Consider the following 22,240-nt stretch of genomic DNA (forward strand, 5'->3'; position numbering starts at 1 on the left):
CCCCCCCCCCCCCCCCCCCCCCCCCCCCCCCCCCCCCCCCCCCCCCCCCCCCCCCCCCCCCCCCCCCCCCCCCCCCCCCCCCCCCCGCTCCTACAGGCAAGTGCCAAGCGTGATTCAGGCCTGGGTGTCGACCACGCTACCGGCACTGCTGCCACCACTTTTCTCCAACGCCGTCAGCAGCTGCGCGGTAGCGGCCATGATCTCGCCGTTGAGCGTGGCGACACTGGCCTGCTTGGCCGTGATCTGCGTCAGCTTGCCGATGTCATCGCCTTTTTGTGCCATCAGCTGGGCCAGTTGCTTCTGCTCATCGGCCAACTGTTTCTGCAGTTTCTTGATCATCTCGCGCAGTTGCTTGATGTGTGCAGGCTCCGAGCTGTCGCTACTTTCGTCTGCCCCTTTGGCCCCTTGTGCCTGGCCACTGCTGCGCAGCTTGGACGTGTCGACCTGCAGCGTGCCGCTGCCCGACTCGGTCTTGTCCGTCTCGCTGGCGCTCGCCTGGGTGGTGCTGGCTGCCTGGGCCGACGGGTTGCTGATGCTGATTGCCGCGATACCTACCATGACTGTCTCCCTGTTTTGCAATGGGTCCTTGCGTTGACCTGCCTATCGGCTGACCGCCGCCGAACTTTAGGCCCCACGCACAGGCCGCAGGATCGCCATCCAGTAAATTCCCTGCCGCGTGGCTCGTTCCACCCAATGTACAAGCGCAGGCGCCGAGCCCCGGCGTGCGCCCACATTCGCCCCATTACGGAACCGCAGCCATGAGCCAGCCTGCAAACACGGACACCATCAAGGACCTGATCGGCGTGGGCTTCGGCCCCTCCAACCTGGCCCTGGCCATCGCCCTGGAAGAACTCGCCCAGACCCACGGCCACGCCCTCGACGCCTTGTTCATCGACAAGCAGCAGGACTACCGCTGGCACGGCGAGACCCTCGCCACCCAGAGCGAGTTGCAGATTTCCTTCCTCAAGGACCTGGTCTCGCTGCGCAACCCCACCAGCCCCTACAGCTTCGTCAACTACCTGCACCAGAAGCAGCGCCTGGCCGACTTCATCAACCTCGGCACCTTCTACCCCTGCCGCCTGGAGTACAACGACTACCTGCGCTGGGCCGCCGAACACTTCGCCACCCAGGCGGTGTACGGCGAGCAGGTGCTGCGCATCGAGCCGGAAGTGAAGGCCGGGCGCGTAGAGCACCTGCGCCTGGTCTCGCGCGACAGCCAGGGCCGCGAATTCAGCCGGCGCACCCGCTCGGTGGTGGTCGGAACCGGCGGTACGCCGAAAATCCCCGAGAAGTTCGGCGCATTCAAGGACGATCCGCGGGTGTTCCACCACTCCCAGTACCTCAGCAGCCTGAACAAGCTGCCCTGCACCGCCGGCAAGCCGATGCGCATCGCGGTGATCGGCTCCGGGCAGAGCGCCGCCGAAGCGTTCATCGACCTCAACGACAGCTACCCGTCGGTGAAGGTCGACATGGTCCTGCGCGGCTCGGCGCTCAAGCCGGCCGACGACAGCCCGTTCGTCAACGAGATCTTCTCGCCGGACTACACCGACCTGGTCTACAACGAGCCGGCCGACCAACGCGCCAAGCTGGTGGGCGAATACCACAATACCAACTACTCGGTGGTCGACCTCGACCTGATCGAGCGCATCTACGGCATCCTCTACCGCCAGAAGGTCGCTCACCAGTTCCGCCACAACGTGCTGTGCCGCCGCCAGGTGGAAGCCGTGGTGGCCACCCGTGACGGCATCGAACTGACCCTGCGCGACCTGGCCACCGGCCAGCAGCAGACCCACCGCTACGACGCAGTGATCCTCGCCACCGGCTACGAGCGCCGCTCGCACCGCGACCTGCTGGCACCGCTGGCCGATTACCTGGAAGACTTCGCCGTCGACCGCAACTACCGGGTGCAGGCCAGCCCGCAACTGCAAGCCTCGGTCTACCTGCAGGGCTTCTGCGAGAACAGCCACGGCCTGAGCGACACCTTGCTGTCGGTGCTGCCCTCCCGTGCGGCAGAAATCGGCCAGGCGTTGTACCAGGACCTGGCGCACTCGCACGGCAAGCCGCTCGCCGCGATGGCCCTGACCAGCGCCTGATCCAGGCCAGGCGTCAGCACAAAGCCGGCAGGGTGCCTCGCGCCCTGCCGGCTTTGTGCTTTCTGAAACATTTGCTTGCACTTGAGTTGGCAGGATTTTCATTCTCATTCGTCCTTAATAAGTGCAGCCCCGTGGTTGGGCAGGTGCTCGACCCGTAATTTTCAGAAGAACGACCAATGGCCAAATCACCGAAAAAATCCAAGTCCAGGCTGTGGTTCCTGGTCCATAGCTGGCTCGCCCTGCCGATCTGGTTCTTCGTGCTGATCGTCTGCTTCACCGGGATGCTCGCCGTGGTCAGCCAGGAGATCGTCTGGCTGGCCAACCCTGACGTGCGTGCCAACAAACCGGACGATGCCGCCGAGCGCCTGAGCTACCAGCAGGTGCTCGATGCCCTGCACCAGGCCGAACCGGACCTGTCCGTGCGCTTCCTGCGCCAGCCCGACGGTTCGCACTTCGCCCTCACCGCCGCCGTCACCTACCCCGACGGCAGCAGCCCGACGCTGTACGTCAACCCTTACACCGGGGCGATCCAGGGCAAGATCCCGGACTTCAACTTCGAAGCCTTCACCCGCGCACTGCACGGCTGGTGGCTGGTGCCCTTCACCAACGGCTTCAGTTGGGGCTGGTACCTGGTGTCGCTGCTCGGCCTGCCGATGCTGGCGTCGCTGGTCACCGGGCTGGTGGTGTACAAGAAGTTCTGGAAAGGCTTCTTCAAACCGGTGCGCACCGGCCACGGCGCGCGGATCTTCTGGGGCGACCTGCACCGCCTGGCCGGGGTCTGGTCGATCTGGTTCATCGCGGTCATCTCCATCACCGGCACCTGGTTCCTGATCCAGGCGATCCTGTTCGACAACCACATCACCATTTCCAGCCAGCCGATCACCCCGGTGATCGCCCGCGAGGACGTGCCGCAGACCGCCGATGGCAGCCCGGCGCCACGCATCGACCTGGACGAAGCCGCACGCATCGCCGGCCTGGCCCTCCCGGGCCTGGAGATCAGCACCATCATCATGCCCGCCACCCACTACAGCCATATCACCCTGAACGGCCCCGGCTGGTACCCGCTGATGAACCAGAGCGCCAGCGTCAACCCCTACACACGCAACGTCGACAGCCAGTTCCTGATCAGCGACCGCTCGGCCCTGGAGTTCGTCACCGAGTCCATGCGCCCGCTGCACACCGGTGATTTCGGGGGCCTGCCGATCAAGCTGGTGTGGTTCTTCTTCGGCCTGGTGCTGACCCTGATGGTGTTCAGCGGCCTGCTGATCTGGACCAAGCGCACCGCCCAGGCCACCGCCGCCGCACTCAAGCGTGGCGAACGTGCCCCGCGCGCGACCCGCCCTGAAACCACCGTGGAGATCCGCCCATGAGCCAGGCCCAGGCCCTGCCCGCCCGCCCGTTGAAGCAGTGGTGGCTGAAGTGGCGCTTTCACCTGAACATCCTGCTGATCCTCATCCCGCTGGGCTTCATGCCCAAGTACTTCGCCGATGCCAAGCTGTTTCGCGGCGATGCCGGGCTGGGCGTTAACCTGATCAGCGCCATCCCGGTCGGCCCCTACACCCTGGACCTCGCCGAGCTGCGCGACGAAGCCCCGCGCGCCGACGGCCCGGCGGGCTACTTCAAGGCCTTCAACGCGGCGCTGTGCAAGGCCTGCGTCGCCGACGTCAAGGCCGTCTACCTGCGCATCGGCAAGCCGCGCAGCCTCCGCGCCGCCGGCACCATCTTCTTCGGCTCGCCGTACCGCATGGCGACCAACCTGCCGATTGCGCCGCGCACCCGCGCCGATGCCCAGATCTGGATCAGCATCGAAGGCTGGGACGGCAGCCTGCACCAGGCATCGGTCCCCCTGAGCAAGGCTTCGCCGGCCACCGTGGCCTGGCTCGAGAAACAAGGAGGCAAACCATGAAACATCCCCTGCGCACCCTCACCCTGCCCCTGCTGCTGGCCGCCGGCCCGGCACTGGCGCATAACCCGATGTGCGAGTGCGAGGACGTCGCCGGCGGCCAGGTCAAGTGCACCGGCGGCTTCTCCGACGGCAGCGGCGCCCCGGGCGTGACCCTCGACGTGATCGGCTACGACGAACAGGTGCTGGTCGGCGGCAAGCTCGGCGAAGACTCGACCCTGACTTTCAAGCGCCCGGATGGCGAGTTCTACGTGCTGTTCGACGCCGGCCCCGGGCACGTGGTGGAAGTCGACCACGCCGACATCGCGCAACCATGAGCGCCTCGACTGCCAGCCGCACCCAGGTGGTGCGCCCCGCCGGGGCCGGGCACGAAACCCTCTACGTGCTGCTGGTCAGCGCGCTGATCGTGGTGCTGGCCGCCACGGTGGTGCTGCTGCGTGGCGAGCGTGAGGACGAGCAGGCCGTCGCCAGCCACCAGCTCGACGCGCGCCGCGACCTGACCGCCGCCGAACAAGGCCTCTACACCGACTTGCGGGTGGCCTTCGACGAAATCCAGCTACTGCGCGAGGAACGTGCCGGCGTGCCCGACGTGCAAACCCTGGGCGAAGAAGGCCTGCCACCCTTCGTCGCGGACGCCGGCAGCCAGAGCCGCGGCCAGCATCGCTGGCAATGGCTGCCGGCCGGCGCCTACCTGGGCCGCAGCCAGGCCCCCGAAGTGGCCGGCAGCTTCCTGCTGATCCTGCCGGGCGACAGCGCCGGCCAGGCCGATGTCTGGCTGCGCCGCGACAGCGCCGCCGTGCTGCCGGACGACCTCGGCCAGGCCGCCTTGATCGCCGCTGGCTGGCGCCAGGTGGTCAGCCACTATGACGCCGGGGTCACCCGCGAACACCGTCACTGAACCCAAGGACTCCTTCATGCTCCGCAAAGCCCTCGCCCTGCTCCTGGCCTGCGCCCTGCCCGCCCTGGCCTTGGCCGACACCGGCAAGCCCCTGCGCATCGGCATCACCCTGCACCCGTATTACAGCTATGTGAGCAACATCGTCGGCGACAAGGCCGAGGTGGTGCCGCTGATTCCGGCGGGGTTCAACCCGCATGCCTACGAGCCGCGCGCCGAAGACATCAAGCGCATCGGCACGCTGGACGTGGTGGTGCTCAATGGCGTCGGCCACGACGACTTCGCCGACCGCATGATCGCCGCCAGCGAAAAGCCTGGGGTGAAAACCATCGAGGCCAACCAGAACGTGCCGCTGCTGGCCGCCACCGGCATCGCCGCCCGCGGCGCCGGCAAGGTAGTCAACCCGCACACCTTCCTGTCGATCAGCACCACCATCGCCCAGGTCAACAACATCGCCCGCGAACTCGGCAAGCTCGACCCGGACAACGCCAGGTTCTACACCCAGAACGCCCGCGCCTACGCCAAGCGCCTGCGCGCGCTGCGTGCCGAGGCCCTGGCCAAGGTCACCGAGGCGCCGGGCGCGAGCTTCCGCGTAGCCACCATCCACGCCGCCTATGACTACCTGGTGCGCGACTTCGGCCTGGAAGTGACCGCAGTGGTCGAGCCGGCCCACGGCATCGAGCCGAGCCCGGCGCAACTGAAGAAGACCATCGACCAGCTCAAGGCGCTGGACGTGAAGGTGATCTTCTCGGAAATGGATTTCCCCTCGGCCTACGTCGAGACCATCCAGCGCGAATCGGGCGTGCGCCTGTACCCGCTGACGCACATTTCCTACGGCGAATACACCAAGGAAAAATACGAGGTGGAGATGAAGCGCAACCTCGACACCGTGGTCCGCGCCATCCAGGAGAACCGCGCATGACCGCCGCCGCCCACCTCGCGGCCGCTGCCGGGCCGCGCATCGAGTTCGCCGGCATCGACCTGACCCTGGGCCGCACGCGCATCCTCGAAAACGTGCAGTTCACCGTCGCCGCCGGCAGCGTGCATGCCATCGTCGGCCCCAACGGCGGCGGCAAGAGCTCGCTGATCAAGACCCTGCTCGGGCAGATGCCGCACCAGGGCCAGCTGACCCTGCACTGGCCGGACGCCCGTCAGGTGATCGGCTACGTGCCCCAGGCGCTGGAATTCGACCGTGGCCTGCCGATGACCGTCGACGACTTCATGGCCGCGCTGTGCCAGCAGCGCCCGGCCTTCCTCGGCCTGTCGCGCCGCGTGCAGCCGGCGGTCGACGCGGCGCTGGCGCGGGTCGGCATGCTCGACAAGCGCAAGCGGCGCATGGGCGCGCTGTCCGGCGGCGAACGCCAGCGCGTGCTGCTGGCCCAGGGGTTGATCCCCGAGCCGCAGCTGCTGGTGCTGGACGAACCGATGTCGGCGCTCGACGAAGCCGGCATCCAGGTGTTCGAGCAGTTGCTGCACGGCTGGCGACAGGCCGGCACTACCGTGCTGTGGATCGAGCATGACCTGCAGGCCGTGCTGCGCCTGGCCGACCGGGTCACCGGCCTGAGCCGCCGGGTGCTGTTCGACGCCCCGCCCGTCGAGGCCCTGACCCCCGAGCGCCTGCTCGGCCTGTTCTCCGTCCACCCCCGCAGCGAGAGCCTTGCCTGATGAGCTTCGAAGCATTCCGCCAACTGGTCCAGGGCTGGGCCGGCGCTGGCTACCTGCCGGAGGCGCTGGCCTACGGTTTCGTGATCAACGCGCTGCTCGCCGGGCTGATGATCGGCCCGGTGCTCGGCGGCCTCGGCACCCTGGTGGTGGTCAAGCGCTTCGCCTTCTTCAGCGAGGCGGTCGGCCATGCCGCACTGACCGGCGTGGCCATCGGCATCCTGCTCGGCGAACCCTACACCGGGCCCTACGGCAGCCTGTTCGGCTACTGCCTGCTGTTCGGCATCCTGCTCAACTTCCTGCGCAACCGCACCGGCCTGTCACCGGACACGCTGATCGGCGTATTCCTCTCGGTGTCGCTGGCCCTGGGCGCGAGCCTGCTGCTGATGCTGGCCGGCAAGATCAACGTGCACATCCTCGAGAACGTGCTGTTTGGCTCGGTGCTGACCGTCAGCGGCCAGGACCTGGTGGTGCTGGGCATCGTCGCGGTGCTGGTGCTGGCCCTGGCCCTGCCGCTGTACAACCGCATCATGCTGGCCAGCTTCAACCCGCAGCTGGCGGCGGTGCGCGGGGTCGCGGTGAAGACCCTGGACTACCTGTTCGTGGTGCTGGTGACCCTGGTCACGGTGGCGTCGGTGAAGGTGATCGGCGCCATCCTGGTCGGCGCGCTGCTGGTCATTCCGGCAGCTGCCGCGCGGCTGGTCAGCCAGTCGCTGAGGGGCTTCTTCTTCCTGTCGGTGCTGATCGCCACCCTCAGCACGCTGCTGGGCATCCTGCTGCCGATCACCCTCGACCTGCCGGTGCCCTCGGGCGCCGCGATCATCCTGGTCGCCGGCCTCTGCTTTGCCCTGGCCGCCCTGGCCCGCGCCCTCGTCCCCCGCCTGCAAGGAAACCCGGCATGAACCTGAAACAGCTGAGCCTGGCCATCGCCCTCGCCGGCCTGCCCGCGCTCGCCTCGGCCACCCAAGTGCTGACCGCCCTGCCCGTCACCCACAGCCTGGCCAGCGCCCTGCTCGCCGGCACCGGGGTGCAACTGACCCGCGCCGCGCCGGCCAACCTGCCGGCCAGCCGCCAGCCGTCGTACTTCAGCAGCCGCGGTGGCGCGAGCCTGGCCAAGGCGGCGCAGCAGGCCGACGCGGTGATCGGCGTGCGCTCGATCTGGCGCGACGACCCGCTGTACCCGATGGCCCGGCGCAGCAACATCCGCATCGTCGAGATCGACGCGGCGCGGCCGGTGGACGGCGCGTTGCCGGGCATCGCGGTGGCAGGTGACGACGCCTACGCCGCCTACCCCTGGCTGAACCCGGGCAACCTCGGGCGCATGGCCGATGTGCTGGCCAACGACCTGGAGCGCCTGGCACCGGCGGACAAGGACAAGATCCAGGGCAACCTGGCGGGGCTCAAGCGGCAGTTGCTTGAACTGAGCGCCAGCAGCCAGACCCGGCTGGCCCAGGTCGACAACCTGACGGTGGTCAGCCTGTCGGAACGCTTGGGCTACCTGGCCAGCGGATTGAACCTGGATGTGGTGGAACAGCGGCTGCCGGAGGATGGCCAGTGGGATGAGGCGGCGTTGAAGGCGCTGGGGGAGAACCTGAAGGGGCAGGATGTGGCGCTGGTGCTGGATCACCGGCAGCCGGAGCCGGCGGTGGCCAAGGTGATCGAAGCGTCCGGGGCCAGGTTGCTGGTGGTGGAAAGTGATCCCGAGGATGCTGTCGCGGGGCTCAAAGCTTCTGTTGAACAGGTGGTCGGGGCCTTGAGCGAAGGGTGATGTAGGCTGTGCCGGCCTCTTCGCGGGTAAACCCGCTCCCACAGGTAATTCATTGGCCTTGAATGCGGTGCAATACCTGAGGGAGCGGGTTTATCGAGGCGTCGAACCGCCGCGAAGAGGCCGGCACAGGCGAACACTAGCGCTTCATGCAACGCTGATACCGCTCATCCACCCGCCCGGCAAACCACGCGGTCGTGAGCTTGCGGGTTATCTTCGGGCTCTTCAGCTCGATCCCCGGCAACACTGCCCGCGGCAGCGGCTTGCCTGCCGCCCCGTCGGCCAGGGCGAACACCCCGCTGTACAGTTTGCTGTCCTCGAACGCCAGGCGGTCCTCCAGCTCCAACTGGCTGCGAATCTGCGGATTGCGCAGGCCCAGTTTCACCCCCAGCTTGCGCGCCGCCTGTTCGGTGCTGCCAGGCATGATCGCGCCGGGCGCGATCAAGTCGCCGTCGAGCGCCAGGGCTACCCCTGTCACGCGGCTCAAGGCCGCCTGGAACGCCGCATTGCGGCTGGCGTACCAACCGGCATTGAAATCGGCGAAGCGGTACAGCGGGCGCTCATAATGCGCGGGGTAACCGAGCAGGTGGGCGATACCGAAGTACATGCCACCCCGACGGCTGAACACCTCCTGGCGAATCGTGCCGTCGTAGGTGTAGGGGTAATCCTTGGCATGCTGCTCGGCAAATTCGACGCTGACCTGCATCGGCCCGCCGGTGTGCACCGGGTTGAGCCCGCCGAGCAAGGTGTTGCCCATGGGCAGGCGGGCGATGAATTCATCGTAGAGCGCGCTCAGCTGCTTCTCGCTGCGCACGGCCAGCAGGCGCTGCTGATAACTTTGGCCATTGCCTGACGGCGTCTTCAGCGCGCCATCAACCAACAGCTTTGGAATGTGCAGCCGCGCCGCGCGACGGTCGATCTCCTCGCGGGCGATACGCCCCAGGTTGGGCACCTGTGGGTCGGCATTGAAGGTCGATTCCTGTTCGGTCACCGCCAGCACTGCACACAGGTTGCTCTTGCTCGGCGCAATGCGCTGGGCCTCGAACGCCGCCTGGATATCCCTGGCCCAGCCTTCGCGATCCTTGGCCTGGGCCGGCAACAGGCGCATGAGCTGGGCGCGGACCTTGGCCGGGTCGGCCTCCTCGGGTTCTTCCCCGCGGCGCCCGGCGCAGCCCTGCAACAGCGCCAGGGCCATCAGCCCTGCCGTCAGCAGCCGGCCGTTCAGGGCTGTTCACCGACCATGTAGGTCTTGCTGATGTGGCGGAACAACGGGTGGCTGGCGCTGCCCATCAGCTCGAACAGCACCATCTCGCGGGTCACCAGCTGGGCCCCGGCCTGGCGCATGCGGGCAAGGCCGGCGGCCTTGTTGGCAGGTGTGCGGCTGTCGCAGGCGTCCTCGACCACGAACACCTGCTTGCCCAGGGCCAAAAGGCCGAGCACGGTCTGCAGCACGCAGACGTGGGTTTCCATGCCGCAGACGATCACCTGCTCGCGGCCCAGCAGGCTGGCCGGCAGGCAGTCGGCCGCCACGCAGGAGAAATGGGTCTTTTCCACCACCTCGGCGGCCGGTGCGGCGGCGAGCAGTTCCGGCAAGGTGTGGCCCAGGCCCTTGGGGTACTGCTCGGAGACCACCACCGGCACTTCCAGCTCGGCGCTGGCCGCCAGCAACCAGCGCGCCCGGGCCCGGGTGCCCTCGGGGTCGCTCATGGCACCGATGAGTTTTTCCTGGATGTCGACGACCAGCAGCGTGGCCTTGCGGTGTTCGATCAGCATTGTCTGCCTCTTGCCTGGGAAAAGGCCTAGCCTCCCCCAGGCAAGCGGTGACGTCAATCAGGCCGACAGCCGGTGCGGTTCGAGGGATTCGGCCAGCGCCCCCAGCACAGGGTCTTCATGCTCATGGATGAAGAAGTGGCCGCCGGGGAACATGCGCAGGGAGAACTCGCCCTGGGTTTCCTTGCGCCAGTCCAGCAATTGCTCGTCGCTGGCCCGGTCGTCGGTACCGCCCAGCACATGCAGCGGGCACTGCAACGCCGGGCGCTGGCGGTAGGCATAGCGGCCGCAGAGCAGGAAGTCGGCGCGCAGGATCGGCAAGGTCAGGCTCATCAGCTCGTCATTGGCCAGCACCTCTTCCGGGGTGCCGTTGAGCTCGCGCAGTTCGGCCTTGAGCTGCTCGTCGGTCTTGGCATCGCGCCAGTTGTCGCCGTCGTAGTCCTCACGCCGGGTGGGGGCCGCCGTGCCGCAGGCGAACAACGCCACGGGCGGCCGGCAACCCAGCGCCTGCAGTTCATGCGCCAGCTCGAACGCCAGCAGTGCGCCCAGGCTGTGCCCCAGCAAAGCATAGGGCGCCTGGGCGGCCAGGCGTTGCTCGGCGGCGAGCTGCCGGGCCAGCGCCTGCATGTCGGTCTGCAGCGGCTCGGCCATGCGCGAACCGCGCCCGGGCAGTTCCACCGGGCGCACCTGCAGCCAGGCCGGCAGCTTGCGCCGCCAGCGGCTGTAGACCATCGCGCTGGCCCCCGAATACGGCAGGCACAGCAGGTTCAACGCCGTCACTGGGTGGCGGCTTCGGCCATTTTCTGGCGCAGGCTCAGCGGGCGCATGTCGGTCCAGACTTCATCGATATAGGCGAGGCAGTCCTTCTTCAGGCCGCTCTTGCCCACGGCACGCCAGCCGTTGGGGATCGCCTTGTAGTCGGGCCAGATGGAATATTGCTCTTCGTGGTTGACCACTACCTGGAACTGGATATCGTCGCGGTCGAATACGGAAGTCATTGCCTGTCTCCTTGAGTGATAGGTGCCGCTGCGCGCCCAGCGCAGGGAGGCTTTCAGGTAGACGTTGCAAGCCCGGAAAAAATTAGCCGCGCGGGCATGAATCCTTGTAGGAGCGAGCGTTGCTCGCGATGGGGCGCGTAGCGGCCCTAGGTACTCAGCTTCGCCGCCAATATTGTCGGGGCTGCGTTGCAGCCCATCGCGAGCAACGCTCGCTCCTACGCGAAAATCTCGCGAGCCTCAGGTATCGCGCAACAGGTCGTGGGTATCGAGCAACCGGAAGGCCACCTCGGGGTTACGCTCCAGGCCACGGCGAATGGCCGCCGGGATGGATTGCCGGGTCTTGCGGCACAGGCCGGGCTGGGCGTCGAGCTCGATCAGGATGCCGCGCATGGTGCGCACCTCGTTGAAGCCGGGGGCGATGTGCACACGGATGCCGAGGTTTTCGTACATCCGCTGCTGCAGGCGGTGCAGGTCTTCCAGGTCCTTGAGGTTTTCCAGGCGTTCGATCAGGCGTTTTTCTTCCTGGCGGGTGAGCAGGAGGATGCGCTGGGCCGCCGGTGGGTGGGCGGCCAGGTGCTCGCGGCCGCAGTCACAGGCGCCAGGGGGGCACGGTTGGCGTAGCGGCACGGGTGTGGTCATGGGCTAAGCATAGCTCCCACAGTGGGCGGTGGAACACCTGATAAGACTTTCCTGCCAGGATAAAAAATTTCACAAAGCGCTGGACCGCGTACCCTTGCTTCGCCTATAAATCGCCTAAAGGAAATTTATATTCCTATCAAGAAACACCCTTCGCCGCCCGCGAAACCTCTTTTGCCCTTGTGCCGACCTGCCCCACTTGATCACGAGGCCTACCCGACATGCACCCAGCTCCCGATCACTTCATCCTGCGCGTCAGCTGCCCGGCCGTGTCCGGCATCGTCGCCGCGGTGACCACCTACCTGGCCGAGCACGGTTGCTACATCAGCGAGATGGCGCAGTTCGACGACGAGGACAATGGCCGCTTCTTCATGCGCGCGGTGTTCCGCTACAACACCGGGGTCAGCGGCGACACCCCGCAGCTGGAGGCCGGCTTCGTCGACGTGGCCCAACGCTTCGCCATGGACTGGAGCCTGCACAGCAGCGCCCGGCCACTGCGCGTGCTGCTGATGGTCAGCAAGTTCGACCACTGCCTGGCCGACCTGCTGTACCGCCACGCCAAGGGCGAACTGGACATGCAGATCACCGCCGTGGTCTCCAACCACCTGGACCTGCGCCCCATGGCCGAGCGCCAGGGCATCCGCTTCGTCTACCTGCCGGTGAGCAAGGACACCAAGGCCGAGCAGGAAGCCGCGCTGATGCGCATCGTCGAGGACACCGGCACCGAGCTGGTGGTGCTGGCGCGCTACATGCAGATCCTCTCCGATGACCTGTGCCGCCAGCTGTCGGGCCGGGCGATCAACATCCATCATTCGTTCCTGCCCGGTTTCAAGGGCGCCAAGCCGTACCACCAGGCCTACCAGCGCGGGGTCAAGCTGATCGGCGCCACCGCCCACTACGTCACCCGCGACCTCGACGAAGGGCCGATCATCGAGCAGGAAGTGCAGCGCGTGGACCACGCCTATGCCCCCGACGACCTGGTGGCGATCGGCCGTGACACCGAGACCATCGCCCTGTCCCGCGCGGTGAAGTACCACCTCGAACACCGGGTGTTTCTCAACCACGACCGCACGGTGATCTTCAAATGAACGCCATCCCCAGCGTCAAGCTGATCGACGGCAAAGCCACCGCGGCGCGGGTGCTGGCCGAGGTCCGCGAACAGGTCCAGACCCTGCGCCAGGGCGGCGTGCATCCGTGCCTGGCGGTGGTGCTGGTGGGCGCCGATGCCGCCAGCCAGGTCTACGTGCGCAACAAGGTGCTGCGCGCCGAAGAGGTGGGCATCCGCTCCCTGGAGCAGCGCCTGCCGGGCGACACCCCCCAGGCCCAGCTGCTGGCCCTGATCGACCGCCTCAACGGCGACCCCGAGGTCAACGGCATTCTCGTGCAGTTGCCCCTGCCTGCCCATGTCGATGAGCAGCGCGTCCTCCAGGCAATCAGCCCGCTGAAAGACGTCGATGGCTTCCACAGCGAGAATGTCGGCGGCCTGGCCCAAGGGCGTGATGTGCTCACGCCCTGCACCCCCAGCGGCTGCATGCGCCTGCTACGCGATGCCTGCGGCGAGCTGCGCGGCAAGCATGCGGTGGTGGTCGGGCGCTCCAATATCGTCGGCAAACCGCTGGCCGCACTGCTGCTGCAGGCCGACTGCACGGTGACCGTGGTGCACTCCCACAGCCGCGACCTGCCGGCGCTGTGCCGCCAGGCCGACATCCTTGTCGCCGCCGTCGGCAAGCCGAAGCTGATCGGCGCCGACTGGCTCAAGCCCGGCGCGGTGGTGATCGATGTGGGCATCAACCGCATCGAGGAAGACGGCCACAGCCGCCTGGTCGGCGACGTCGACTTTACCGCCGCCCTGCCCCAGGTCGCCGGCATCACCCCGGTACCCGGCGGCGTCGGCCCGATGACCATCGCGTATCTCATGAAGAACACCCTGCTCGCCCTCGACCTGCAACAGCAGGCCGCCCACCAGGAGCGCACCCCATGCCTTTCGCCCTGCTGAAATACGGCCTGAGCGCCGACTACCCGGTGGAGGTCGACCTGCCGCCACCGTGCGAACTCAAGCCACGCTACGACGTGGTGATCATCGGCGGCGGCGGCCATGGCCTGGCCATCGCCTACTACCTGGCCAGGTACCACGGCGTGACCAAGGTCGCAGTGCTGGAAAAGGCCTACCTGGGCGGCGGCAATACCGCACGCAACACGGCGGTGATCCGCTCCAACTACCTCACCTCCGAGGGCGTGCGCTTCTACGCAGAATCCGTGCGGATGTTCCAGAACCTGTCCAACGAGTTCGACTTCAACATCATGTACTCCGAGCGCGGCCAGCTGACCCTGGCGCACACCGACGCCACCGTGCGCGCCTTCCGCCAGCGCGCCGAAGTCAACAAGCACTTTGGCGGGCGCAGCGAGATGATCGACCGCCAGCAGATCCGCGAACTCGTCCCGAGCCTGAACCTGGACCCTGGTCACCTGCCGGTGCTGGCCGGCCTCTGGCACATCGACGGCGCCACCGCGCGCCACGACGCAGTGGCCTGGGGCTACGCCAAGCAGGCGGCCAAGCGCGGGGTGGAAATCCACCAGCTGACCGAAGTGCAGGACCTGTTGATCCGCAATGGCCGCATCGAAGCGGTCAAGACCAACCGCGGCACCGTGCAGTGCGGCTGCGTGGTGCAGGCGGTGGCCGGGGCCAGCTCGCAGCTGATGGCCAAGGCCGGGATCCGCGCGCCGATCCACACCTACCCGCTGCAGGCCATGGTCACCCAACCGTTCAAGCCGTTCCTCGATCCACTGGTGAGTTCCTCGGCGCTGCACTGCTACGTGCAGCAGACCAGCCGCGGCGAGATCGTCTTCGGCGGCGGCTCCGACCCCTACCCGCTGTACAACACCCGCTCCACCCTCGACCTCAAGGAAAGCCTGCTGGCCCACGCCATCGAGATGTTCCCGTTCATGGCCAACGCCAAGCTGATGCGCCAGTGGGCCGGGATCACCGACATGACCCCGGACTACAGCCCGATCATGGGCCTGTCGCCGGTCGACAACTATTACCTGGATGCCGGCTGGGGCACCTGGGGCTTCAAGGCAACGCCGATCTGCGGCAAGACCCTGGCCGAGCTGGTCGCCAGCGGCGGCAAGGTGCCGCCGATGATCGCGCCGTTCGCCCTGGAGCGCTTCAGCCGCTTCCGGCAAGTCAACGAAATGGGCGCCACCGCGGCCAGCCACTAAGGAGCACCTTGATGAAGATCCTCACCTGCCCCTTGAACGGCCCGCGCAACATCAGCGAGTTCACCTACGGCGGCGAGCTCAGGCACATGCCCGACCCGGCCGCCTGCAGCGACGCCGAGTGGGCCGACTACGTGTTCAACAGCGACAACCTGGCCGGCGTGGTCATCGAGTGGTGGCTGCACAACGCCTCCAGCTACTGGTTCCTGGCCGAGCGCCACACCGTCAGCGACCAGGTGCTGCGCACCTTCGACCCCAGGCAACTGTTCGACCGCCGCGTCGACTTCACCCCCGCCGCCACCCCGGAGATCGCCGGATGAACAGCCACACTCGCCTCCCCGCGCCCATGGGCCTGCTGATCGACCGCCAGCAGCCCCTGCATTTCCAGTTCGACGGCCAGGCCTGCCCGGGCTTTGCCGGTGATACCTTGGCCAGCGCCCTGCTCGGCAACGGCCGCTGGCTGCTGTCGCGCTCGTTCAAGTACCACCGACCGCGTGGCCCGCTGAGCATGGCCGGGCAGGATGCCAACACCCTGGTGCAACTGCCTGATGAGCCCAATGTACTGGCCGACCTGGAAGCCGCCCGCGACGGCCTGGTGGTCGAAGGCCAGAACTTCAACGGCAGCCTGGAACACGACCGCGACGCTTACCTGGGCAAGTTCTCGCGCTTCATGCCGGTGGGCTTCTACTACCGCTCGTTCTACAAGCCCAAGGGCATGTGGAAAGTCTGGGAGCCACTGATCCGCAAGAAAGCGGGCCTCGGCGTGCTGAACCTCCAGTTCAAACCTCAGTACTACGACAAGGCCTATCTGTTCGTCGACGTGGCGGTCATCGGCGCCGGCCCCGCCGGCCTGCGTGCTGCGCTGGATGCCGCCAACGGCGGCGCCCAGGTGCTGCTGGTCGAGCAGCAGCCAGTGCTCGGCGGCTCGCTGACCTACGCACGCTTCGACATCGCCGGCACCCGCGCTACCCGTCTGCGCCAGGAATTGCTGGCCGCCGTCGAGGGCCACCCGCGCATCCAGGTGCTGTGCGAGGCCACCTGCAACGGCTGGTTCACCGACAACTACCTGCCGGTGATCCAGCACAAGCGCATGTACAAGGTGCGCGCCACGCGCTGCCTGGTAGCGGCCGGGTCGTTCGACCAGCCGGTGGTATTCCGCAACAACGACCTGCCCGGAGTGATGCTGACCAGCGCCGCCCAGCGCCTGATGAAGCTGTACGCGGTCAAGCCGGGGCAGCGCGCGGTAGTCCTCACCGGCCACGACGACGGCTACCTGGCCGCCCTCGACCTGCAGGAACAAGGCGTGACCGTCGCCGCCGTGGTCGACATGCGCGCCGCCCCGGCAGACGCCGCCCTGGCCGCCGAACTGAAGCGCCGCGATGTGCCCGTGCACCTGGGCAGCACCGTATACGAGGCGTTGCACGAAGCCGGCATGCGCCATGTCAGTGGCGCCGACATCCGCCCGATCACGGGCCAGGGCAAGGTCGCCGAGCATGGCCTGCGCGTCAGCTGCGACCTGCTGTGCATGTCGGCCGGTTACATGCCGGTGTACCAGCTGCTGTGCCAGGCCGGCGGCAAGCTGGCCTACGACGTCGACCGCGACGAGTTCGCCATCAGTGACCTGCCGGCCGGCCTGGATATCGCAGGCTCGCTGAACGGTCGCCACCAGCTGGACAACGTGCTCGCCGATGCCAGCCGCGGCGCGGGGGCTGCGCTGGCCGCACTGGGTCTGCAGGCGCCTGCGCCGTCGGCCTGCGTCGCCGAGGCCAAGGTCAACTTCCCCTGGCCGATCTTCCCGCACCCCAAGGGCAAGGACTTCGTCGACTTCGACGAGGACCTGCAAGTGCGCGACATCGTCAACGCCACCCGCAGCGGCTACCGCGACGTGCAGCTGGTCAAGCGTTTCTCCACGGTCGGCATGGGCCCGTCCCAAGGCCGCCATTCGGCGCTGCCCACCGCGCGCCTGGTGGCCCAGGCCACGGGGCGCAGCATCGGCGAAACCGGGGTGACCACCGCCCGCCCGCCGTTCCAGGCAGAGAAGCTTGCGCACGTCGCCGGGCGCGCCTTCGACCCGTATCGACAAACGCCGATGCACCGCCGCCACCTGCAAGCCGGGGCGAAGATGATGCCCGCCGGCCTCTGGCAGCGCCCGGCCTTCTACGGCAAGCCTGAAGAGCGCGAGCGCTGCATGCAGGAAGAGGCCCGCCATGTGCGCGAGAAGGTCGGCCTGATCGACGTCTCCACCCTCGGCGGCCTCGACCTGCGCGGCCCCGACGCCGCCGAGCTGCTGGAGCGCCTGTACACCTTCGGCTTCGCCAAGCTGGCCGTCGGCCGCACCCGCTATGCGCTGATGACCAACGAACACGGCGTGGTGATCGACGATGGCGTCTGCGCGCGCCTGGCCGAGCAGCACTTCTACGTCACAGCCACCACCAGCGGCGTCGATCGCATCTACCAGCAGATGCTCAAGTGGAACGCCCAGTGGCGCCTGGACGTCGACATCAGCAACGTCACCGCCGCGCTGGCTGCGGTCAACCTGGCCGGGCCGCTGTCGCGCCAGGTGCTGGCCAAGGTCTGCGACGACGTCGAGCTGTCAGCCGAGGCCTTCCCCTACCTGGGCGTGCGCCTGGGCAAGGTGGCCGGCATCCCGGCACGCATCCTGCGAGTCGGTTTCGTCGGCGAACTGGGCTATGAAGTACACGTGCCGGCACGCCATGCCGAGCGCCTGTGGGATGCGTTGATGCAGGCCGGCACGGGCCTGGGCATCCGCCCGTTCGGGGTCGAGACCCAGCGCCTGCTGCGCCTGGAAAAAGGCCACGTGATCATCAGCCAGGACACCGACGGCATGACCCACCCGGCAGAGATCGACATGCAGTGGGCGATCGGCCGCAAGAAGCCGTTCTTCGTCGGCAAGCGCTCGATCGAGATCCTCGAGGCGCAGCCGCTCAAGCGCAAGTTGGTCGGCTTCACCCTGCCCCAAGGCACCCCGCAGCCACTGGAAGGGCACCTGGTGCTCGACGGTGCCGAGATCAGCGGCAACGTCACCTCCTGCGAATACTCGCAGACCCTGGGGCAGATCATCGGCCTGGCCTATGCCGGCGCCCATCAGGCCACCCCCGGCATGCACATCCCGATCCGCGTGGAAGGCGGGGTGATGGTCAATGCCAAGGTGGTGCAACTGCCCTTCCACGACCCCGACAACCTGCGCCAGGAGCTCTGAGCCATGACCAGCCTGAAAGCCGAAGCCTTCACTCCACCCAGCCTGCCAGCCGAGCTGTTGCAGAGCTGCGCCTTGACCGACCTGACCGATTCGCCGCGGGTCGGGTTTCGCGGGGCGGACAGTGCAGCGTACCTGGAAGCACGCGGGTATCGCTTGCCCACCCTGCCCAACCAGGCGCTGCGCCAGGAAGATGGCGGTTGGGTAGCACGCCTGTCGGCCACTGAGTACCTGCTGCTGGGCAGCGCTGCCGACCAAGGCGCGCGGGTGGCCGCCGAAGAGAACGCGTGGGTGCAGGATGCCCGGCGCAACTACCTGCTGCCGCGCCAGGACAGCCATGCCTGGCTGCAGCTGTCGGGGGAATATTGCAGTGCGGTGATGGCCAAGTTGTGCGGGGTCGACCTGCGCCTGCCGGCGTTCCCGGTCGGCGCAGTGGCGCAGACCTCGGTGGCGCGGATCAATGTGATCGTGGTGAATGTCGGCACGGATGATCTGCCGACGTTGCAACTGCTGTTCGACAGGGCATCGCTGGCCTACATGCGCGCGGCGATGCTGGATGCCATGGCGGAGTTCGAGGAGTAGGTCGGCTGTCGGATCGGGCGCCGCTCGCGCGGCGCATCGCGAGCAACGCTCGCTCCTACGGCCTTTGAGGATGATCGACCCTTCAGACAATTCCCCTTACGACCGCCGATCTTACTGAACTTGGATCCGATCCATTGAAGGAGTATGCTCGACACATAGCCATATGCCATCACTCAGGTGCAGTAAGCACTTGATACTCAAGGACGAAGCCCCGTGCCCAGCCACCCGACCCGCCATACCATCGCCCGCCAGTGGCAACTGCTCAAGCTCTTGCCCGATCGTCACCCCGGGATGAGCTCGACGCAGCTGCAGGCCGCGCTGTCGTTGGCGGGCCACAAGACCAGCAAGCGCACGGTCGAGCGTGACCTCAACGAGCTGGCGGTGCTGTTCCCGCTGCACTGCAACAGCAAGGGCATGCCCTACGGCTGGTACTGGCAGCCGGGCCTGAGCCTTGGCCAGGCCGAGCAGTTGCAGCCGGATGCCCTCTCCCCCTCCCAGCAGATCGAACTGCGCGCCTGGGTCGACGACGGCCTGGCCCGTCGCCTGGAAGACCAGCCGCTGTCCCAGGACATGCACCTTGCACCCCACAACGAGGGCGGCGCGATGCTCGCGGCCACGGTCGAGGACAGCCGTGCACTGATGGGCTGGCTGTTGTCCCAGGCCGGGTCCATCCGGGTGAAGGCGCCGGAAAACCTGCGCGTGTCGATGGTCGAACAGCTGCGCCAGAGCCTGGCCCTGAACGACGACGGTTATTGACCGGCAGGCAAAACTCATTGTCCCCCGGGCCGCTTTTTCCCTTCGGCGGCCCTGCCCAGAATGCGCTCCTGACAACGCTTCACCTTCAGGAGAACGCAATGAAACGCTTCAAGCCCCTGCTGCTCGCCGTCGCCCTGGCGACCACCGCCCAGGCCACCCTGGCCGCCGACTGGCAGGCCTCGCCTTACGGCAAAAACGACGAAATCGGCGCCGCCAACCTGCTCACCCCCGACGTGGTGAAACAGGCCGTGGGCCTGGTCAAGACCGGCAAGACCTACCCACTGGCCGTGCCGGTGAGCAAGGACCTGCCAGCCTTCCGCCACCGCAGCTTCCACCTGTACAACATCCAGCCGGGCGAACAGGCCGGGCAGAGCCTGGGCCGCAACAAATTCACCTTCAACGACGAGCTGGTCAACGGCTGGACCGGCGTTGGCACCCAGCTCAACGGCATCGGCCACATCGGCATCGACAACGTCTACTACAACGGCAACAAGGCCGCCGACTTCGTCACCGTCGAAGGCGTGACCAAGCTGGGCGTGGAGAAGGTCCCGCCGATGGTCACCCGTGGCGTGGTGCTGGACATGACTGCCTACTACGGCAAGGCTATCGTCCCCGGCGGCACGGCGTTCAGCGTCGACGATATCAAGGCAGTGCTGAAGCAAGAAGGCATCACCCTGCGCAAGGGTGACGTGGTGCTGTTCAACACCGGCTGGCTGGAGCTGATCGGCAAGGACAACCAACAGTTCCTGGCCACCGAGCCGGGCATCGACCTGGCCGCGGCCCAGTGGCTGGCGGACCAGGGCATCGTCGCCTTTGGTGGCGACACCTGGGCCTCGGAGGTGTACCCGAACCCGACCGGTGAAGAGTTCCCGGTGAACCAGTTCATGCTGGCCAAACGCGGCATCTACAACCTGGAGCTGATCGACACCCGGGCGCTGGTGAAGGACAAGGCGTTCGAGTTCCTGTTCGTGCTTGGGCAGCCGCTGTACAAGGGGTCGACCCAGGTCAACATCAACCCGGTGGCCATTCACTGACTTCACTGGCCTCTTCGCGGCGGTTCGGCGCGAAGAGGCCAACACTCGATTCAACCGAGAAGCAGGGGCTCAAGCCGCCGCCGCACGCCAGCAGGCACCGGCACTGCACACCCCCGCTCCCGGTTCACATACACATGCACGAAACGCCCCGCCGCCCGCGCTTCCTGCTCGCCTTCGACAAACACCCCCAGCACATAGCGCACCGAGCTGTTGCCCAACCGCTCCACTGCCATTCCCACCTCGAGCCGCTGCGGAAACGCCACGGCGGCGAAGTAGTCGCAACTGGAACTGGCCACATACCCCACGACGCGGTCGTTGTGGATATCCAGCAGCCCCTGCTCGATCAGCCAGGCATTCACCGCACTGTCGAAATACCCGTAATAGACGACATTGTTCACGTGCCCATAGACGTCGTTGTCATGCCAGCGCGTGGTCAGCGGCTGGAAGTGGCGATAGTCACCGCGCTGCGGTCGCTGCACGGCCATGCTCAGTACGCCGCCTGATAGAGGGCCAGGGCGTCGGCCTCGGTGACCTCGCGCGGGTTGTTCACCAGCAGCCGCTGCTGTTGCATCGCATCGGCCGCCAGTTGCGGCAGCCGGTGCTGCGGCACCCCGACGTCGCGCAGGCGACTGGGCAGGCCGCAGCGTGGCGCCAGTTCTGCCAGTTCGTCGATGAACTGCTGACACTGGCCATGCACATCGCCGGGTTGCAGGCGCGCGCCCAGCAGCGCTGGCGCCAGGCTCGCGTAATCGGCGAACGCCTGGGGGCGGTTGAACGCGGCGACGTGGGGCAACACCAGGGCATTGGCCAGGCCATGGGGCACATGGAAGTGCCCGCCCAGCGGGTAGGCCAGCGCATGCACCGCCGCCACCGGCGCATTGGCGAACGCCTGGCCGGCCAGGCAGGCGCCCAGCAGCATGGCCTGGCGGGCCTGCAGGTTGCCGCCGTTGTGCACCGCCTGGTCGAGGTTGGCCGCCAGCAGGTGCAGGGCTTCGCGGGCGAGCAAGGCCGACATCGGGTTGCGCTTGAGCTTGCTGGTGTAGGCCTCGATGGCGTGGACCATGGCGTCGATGCCAGTCGCCGCCGTGATCGCCGCAGGCAGGCCGAGGGTGCGGTCGGCGTCGAGCAGGGCCAGGTCGGGCAGCAGCAATGGCGAGATCACGCCCATCTTGGTGGTTTCGCCCGTGGTGATCACGGCGATCGGCGTGACTTCGGAGCCGGTGCCGGCGGTGGTCGGCACCTGGATCAGCGGCAGGCGGCTGCCCTGGGCGCGGTCGATGCCATAGAGTTCGTCCAGGTGCTGGCGGCATTGTGGGTGTGCCAGCAGCGCCACCAGTTTGGCCACGTCCATGGAGCTGCCGCCGCCGAAACCGACTATCAGGTCGGCGCCGATATGCCGCGCGTGGTCGACGGCAGCGAGCACGCAGGCCTGGCTGGGGTCGGCGCTGACCTCGCTGAAGATCGCCACGCTCAGGCGCGCCTGGGTGAAGCCGGGGAGCAGGTCGTCGAGCATGCCCAGGCGGGCGATGCCAGGGTCGGTGACGATCAGGATACGGCGGGCGCCGCGTTCGCGGCACAGGTCGGCGAGGCGGCGCGAGGCGCCGGGTTCGCTGAGCAGGTGGGGAGTGGTTCTGAAGCTGAAGGGCTGCATGGGTGTTCCTCTTGTTGTTATGGGGTGGCAGTACCGGCCTCTTCGCGGGTGAACCCGCTCCC

25 protein-coding genes are annotated in these 22,240 nt (G+C 67.3%); 17 read left to right on the forward strand and 8 right to left on the reverse strand.

All coding sequences use genetic code 11. The features are described 5' to 3' along the window. Window positions 1-114 precede the first annotated feature (114 nt). Window positions 115-558, reverse strand: a complete 444-nt coding sequence (locus ACIP21_RS25470; RefSeq protein ID WP_400693688.1) for a hypothetical protein — start codon at window positions 556-558, stop codon at window positions 115-117. Window positions 559-758: 200 nt separating this feature from the next. Between ACIP21_RS25470 and ACIP21_RS25475 the strand changes: the two genes are divergently transcribed. From ACIP21_RS25475 to ACIP21_RS25515, 9 genes are all read left to right on the forward strand, one after another. Further along, on the forward strand, window positions 759-2,093 hold the full coding sequence (locus ACIP21_RS25475; protein WP_400693691.1) for a lysine N(6)-hydroxylase/L-ornithine N(5)-oxygenase family protein: 1,335 nt from the start codon (window positions 759-761) through the stop codon (window positions 2,091-2,093). A 176-nt stretch (window positions 2,094-2,269) separates the two neighbouring features. Next, complete coding sequence (locus ACIP21_RS25480) at window positions 2,270-3,463, forward strand: PepSY-associated TM helix domain-containing protein (RefSeq protein WP_400693694.1); 1,194 nt, start codon at window positions 2,270-2,272, stop codon at window positions 3,461-3,463. Further along, entirely contained in the window at window positions 3,460-3,999 is a 540-nt protein-coding gene (locus tag ACIP21_RS25485) for a thiamine pyrophosphate-binding protein (protein ID WP_400693696.1), read from the forward strand. Before ACIP21_RS25480 ends, ACIP21_RS25485 begins: the two co-directional genes overlap by 4 nt. After that, window positions 3,996-4,313, forward strand: a complete 318-nt coding sequence (locus tag ACIP21_RS25490; RefSeq protein WP_400693699.1) for a hypothetical protein — start codon at window positions 3,996-3,998, stop codon at window positions 4,311-4,313. Before ACIP21_RS25485 ends, ACIP21_RS25490 begins: the two co-directional genes overlap by 4 nt. Beyond that, the gene (locus ACIP21_RS25495; RefSeq protein ID WP_400693702.1) at window positions 4,310-4,894 is read left to right on the forward strand and encodes a DUF6162 family protein; all 585 of its coding nucleotides are present in this window, start codon (window positions 4,310-4,312) and stop codon (window positions 4,892-4,894) included. Before ACIP21_RS25490 ends, ACIP21_RS25495 begins: the two co-directional genes overlap by 4 nt. A gap of 16 nt (window positions 4,895-4,910) precedes the next feature. Beyond that, a complete protein-coding gene (locus tag ACIP21_RS25500; protein WP_400693704.1) occupies window positions 4,911-5,813 on the forward strand; it encodes a metal ABC transporter substrate-binding protein in 903 nt (300 codons plus the stop codon). Beyond that, the gene (locus ACIP21_RS25505; RefSeq protein ID WP_400693707.1) at window positions 5,810-6,556 is read left to right on the forward strand and encodes a metal ABC transporter ATP-binding protein; all 747 of its coding nucleotides are present in this window, start codon (window positions 5,810-5,812) and stop codon (window positions 6,554-6,556) included. The genes ACIP21_RS25500 and ACIP21_RS25505 overlap by 4 nt, the downstream gene beginning before the upstream one ends. Then, window positions 6,556-7,455: a metal ABC transporter permease gene (locus ACIP21_RS25510; RefSeq protein ID WP_400693710.1), complete on the forward strand. Its 900-nt coding sequence runs from the start codon at window positions 6,556-6,558 to the stop codon at window positions 7,453-7,455. The genes ACIP21_RS25505 and ACIP21_RS25510 overlap by 1 nt, the downstream gene beginning before the upstream one ends. Then, window positions 7,452-8,321, forward strand: coding sequence for a metal ABC transporter substrate-binding protein (locus ACIP21_RS25515; RefSeq protein WP_400693713.1), 870 nt, complete (start codon window positions 7,452-7,454; stop codon window positions 8,319-8,321). The genes ACIP21_RS25510 and ACIP21_RS25515 overlap by 4 nt, the downstream gene beginning before the upstream one ends. Before the next feature lie 136 nt (window positions 8,322-8,457). On the opposite strand, the gene ACIP21_RS25520 is transcribed toward ACIP21_RS25515, so the two are convergent. The 5 genes from ACIP21_RS25520 to ACIP21_RS25540 form a co-directional block, all read right to left on the reverse strand. Then, the gene (locus ACIP21_RS25520; RefSeq protein ID WP_400693715.1) at window positions 8,458-9,513 is read right to left on the reverse strand and encodes a DUF1615 domain-containing protein; all 1,056 of its coding nucleotides are present in this window, start codon (window positions 9,511-9,513) and stop codon (window positions 8,458-8,460) included. A gap of 26 nt (window positions 9,514-9,539) precedes the next feature. Continuing rightward, a complete protein-coding gene (locus ACIP21_RS25525) occupies window positions 9,540-10,091 on the reverse strand; it encodes a hydrolase (RefSeq protein WP_400693718.1) in 552 nt (183 codons plus the stop codon). Between the two features lie 57 nt (window positions 10,092-10,148). Continuing rightward, a complete protein-coding gene (locus ACIP21_RS25530; protein ID WP_400693721.1) occupies window positions 10,149-10,868 on the reverse strand; it encodes a thioesterase II family protein in 720 nt (239 codons plus the stop codon). Continuing rightward, window positions 10,865-11,086 (reverse strand): MbtH family protein, encoded by a 222-nt coding sequence (locus ACIP21_RS25535; protein WP_016499090.1) that lies wholly within the window; start codon window positions 11,084-11,086, stop codon window positions 10,865-10,867. The genes ACIP21_RS25530 and ACIP21_RS25535 overlap by 4 nt, the downstream gene beginning before the upstream one ends. 237 nt (window positions 11,087-11,323) lie before the next feature. After that, a complete protein-coding gene (locus tag ACIP21_RS25540; protein ID WP_400693724.1) occupies window positions 11,324-11,725 on the reverse strand; it encodes a hypothetical protein in 402 nt (133 codons plus the stop codon). 218 nt (window positions 11,726-11,943) lie between these two features. On the opposite strand from ACIP21_RS25540, the gene purU reads away from it, so the two are divergent. From purU to ACIP21_RS25580, 8 genes are all read left to right on the forward strand, one after another. Further along, a complete protein-coding gene (purU, locus tag ACIP21_RS25545; protein ID WP_400693727.1) occupies window positions 11,944-12,810 on the forward strand; it encodes a formyltetrahydrofolate deformylase in 867 nt (288 codons plus the stop codon). Further along, a complete protein-coding gene (gene folD, locus ACIP21_RS25550) occupies window positions 12,807-13,718 on the forward strand; it encodes a bifunctional methylenetetrahydrofolate dehydrogenase/methenyltetrahydrofolate cyclohydrolase FolD (protein WP_400693730.1) in 912 nt (303 codons plus the stop codon). Before purU ends, folD begins: the two co-directional genes overlap by 4 nt. Further along, a complete protein-coding gene (locus tag ACIP21_RS25555) occupies window positions 13,700-14,941 on the forward strand; it encodes an FAD-dependent oxidoreductase (protein ID WP_400693733.1) in 1,242 nt (413 codons plus the stop codon). The genes folD and ACIP21_RS25555 overlap by 19 nt, the downstream gene beginning before the upstream one ends. 11 nt (window positions 14,942-14,952) lie before the next feature. After that, entirely contained in the window at window positions 14,953-15,258 is a 306-nt protein-coding gene (locus ACIP21_RS25560; RefSeq protein ID WP_400693736.1) for a sarcosine oxidase subunit delta, read from the forward strand. Beyond that, window positions 15,255-18,158, forward strand: coding sequence for a 2Fe-2S iron-sulfur cluster-binding protein (locus ACIP21_RS25565; protein WP_400693739.1), 2,904 nt, complete (start codon window positions 15,255-15,257; stop codon window positions 18,156-18,158). Before ACIP21_RS25560 ends, ACIP21_RS25565 begins: the two co-directional genes overlap by 4 nt. 3 nt (window positions 18,159-18,161) lie before the next feature. Next, complete coding sequence (locus ACIP21_RS25570; RefSeq protein ID WP_400693742.1) at window positions 18,162-18,737, forward strand: sarcosine oxidase; 576 nt, start codon at window positions 18,162-18,164, stop codon at window positions 18,735-18,737. 213 nt (window positions 18,738-18,950) lie between these two features. After that, a complete protein-coding gene (locus ACIP21_RS25575) occupies window positions 18,951-19,493 on the forward strand; it encodes a WYL domain-containing protein (protein ID WP_400693745.1) in 543 nt (180 codons plus the stop codon). A gap of 98 nt (window positions 19,494-19,591) precedes the next feature. Continuing rightward, complete coding sequence (locus ACIP21_RS25580; RefSeq protein WP_400693748.1) at window positions 19,592-20,527, forward strand: cyclase family protein; 936 nt, start codon at window positions 19,592-19,594, stop codon at window positions 20,525-20,527. A gap of 50 nt (window positions 20,528-20,577) precedes the next feature. On the opposite strand, the gene ACIP21_RS25585 is transcribed toward ACIP21_RS25580, so the two are convergent. Then, on the reverse strand, window positions 20,578-21,012 hold the full coding sequence (locus ACIP21_RS25585) for an acyl-CoA thioesterase (RefSeq protein ID WP_400693751.1): 435 nt from the start codon (window positions 21,010-21,012) through the stop codon (window positions 20,578-20,580). A gap of 2 nt (window positions 21,013-21,014) precedes the next feature. Beyond that, window positions 21,015-22,178 (reverse strand): iron-containing alcohol dehydrogenase, encoded by a 1,164-nt coding sequence (locus tag ACIP21_RS25590; RefSeq protein WP_400693754.1) that lies wholly within the window; start codon window positions 22,176-22,178, stop codon window positions 21,015-21,017. Window positions 22,179-22,240: the final 62 nt, after the last annotated feature.

Source organism: Pseudomonas sp. NPDC089401 (assembly GCF_044749485.1).
GTDB lineage: Bacteria > Pseudomonadota > Gammaproteobacteria > Pseudomonadales > Pseudomonadaceae > Aquipseudomonas.

Excerpts from the sequence above, each read along its gene's own strand:
- ACIP21_RS25470 (WP_400693688.1), bottom strand. The coding sequence starts at position 558 with ATGGTAGGTATCGCGGCAATCAGCATCAGCAACCCGTCGGCCCAGGCA.
- ACIP21_RS25475 (WP_400693691.1), top strand. The coding sequence starts at position 759 with ATGAGCCAGCCTGCAAACACGGACACCATCAAGGACCTGATCGGCGTG.
- ACIP21_RS25480 (WP_400693694.1), top strand. The coding sequence starts at position 2,270 with ATGGCCAAATCACCGAAAAAATCCAAGTCCAGGCTGTGGTTCCTGGTC.
- ACIP21_RS25485 (WP_400693696.1), top strand. The coding sequence starts at position 3,460 with ATGAGCCAGGCCCAGGCCCTGCCCGCCCGCCCGTTGAAGCAGTGGTGG.
- ACIP21_RS25490 (WP_400693699.1), top strand. The coding sequence starts at position 3,996 with ATGAAACATCCCCTGCGCACCCTCACCCTGCCCCTGCTGCTGGCCGCC.
- ACIP21_RS25495 (WP_400693702.1), top strand. The coding sequence starts at position 4,310 with ATGAGCGCCTCGACTGCCAGCCGCACCCAGGTGGTGCGCCCCGCCGGG.
- ACIP21_RS25500 (WP_400693704.1), top strand. The coding sequence starts at position 4,911 with ATGCTCCGCAAAGCCCTCGCCCTGCTCCTGGCCTGCGCCCTGCCCGCC.
- ACIP21_RS25505 (WP_400693707.1), top strand. The coding sequence starts at position 5,810 with ATGACCGCCGCCGCCCACCTCGCGGCCGCTGCCGGGCCGCGCATCGAG.
- ACIP21_RS25510 (WP_400693710.1), top strand. The coding sequence starts at position 6,556 with ATGAGCTTCGAAGCATTCCGCCAACTGGTCCAGGGCTGGGCCGGCGCT.
- ACIP21_RS25515 (WP_400693713.1), top strand. The coding sequence starts at position 7,452 with ATGAACCTGAAACAGCTGAGCCTGGCCATCGCCCTCGCCGGCCTGCCC.
- ACIP21_RS25520 (WP_400693715.1), bottom strand. The coding sequence starts at position 9,513 with ATGGCCCTGGCGCTGTTGCAGGGCTGCGCCGGGCGCCGCGGGGAAGAA.
- ACIP21_RS25525 (WP_400693718.1), bottom strand. The coding sequence starts at position 10,091 with ATGCTGATCGAACACCGCAAGGCCACGCTGCTGGTCGTCGACATCCAG.
- ACIP21_RS25535 (WP_016499090.1), bottom strand. The coding sequence starts at position 11,086 with ATGACTTCCGTATTCGACCGCGACGATATCCAGTTCCAGGTAGTGGTC.
- ACIP21_RS25540 (WP_400693724.1), bottom strand. The coding sequence starts at position 11,725 with ATGACCACACCCGTGCCGCTACGCCAACCGTGCCCCCCTGGCGCCTGT.
- purU (WP_400693727.1), top strand. The coding sequence starts at position 11,944 with ATGCACCCAGCTCCCGATCACTTCATCCTGCGCGTCAGCTGCCCGGCC.
- folD (WP_400693730.1), top strand. The coding sequence starts at position 12,807 with ATGAACGCCATCCCCAGCGTCAAGCTGATCGACGGCAAAGCCACCGCG.
- ACIP21_RS25555 (WP_400693733.1), top strand. The coding sequence starts at position 13,700 with ATGCCTTTCGCCCTGCTGAAATACGGCCTGAGCGCCGACTACCCGGTG.
- ACIP21_RS25560 (WP_400693736.1), top strand. The coding sequence starts at position 14,953 with ATGAAGATCCTCACCTGCCCCTTGAACGGCCCGCGCAACATCAGCGAG.
- ACIP21_RS25565 (WP_400693739.1), top strand. The coding sequence starts at position 15,255 with ATGAACAGCCACACTCGCCTCCCCGCGCCCATGGGCCTGCTGATCGAC.
- ACIP21_RS25570 (WP_400693742.1), top strand. The coding sequence starts at position 18,162 with ATGACCAGCCTGAAAGCCGAAGCCTTCACTCCACCCAGCCTGCCAGCC.
- ACIP21_RS25580 (WP_400693748.1), top strand. The coding sequence starts at position 19,592 with ATGAAACGCTTCAAGCCCCTGCTGCTCGCCGTCGCCCTGGCGACCACC.
- ACIP21_RS25585 (WP_400693751.1), bottom strand. The coding sequence starts at position 21,012 with ATGGCCGTGCAGCGACCGCAGCGCGGTGACTATCGCCACTTCCAGCCG.
- ACIP21_RS25590 (WP_400693754.1), bottom strand. The coding sequence starts at position 22,178 with ATGCAGCCCTTCAGCTTCAGAACCACTCCCCACCTGCTCAGCGAACCC.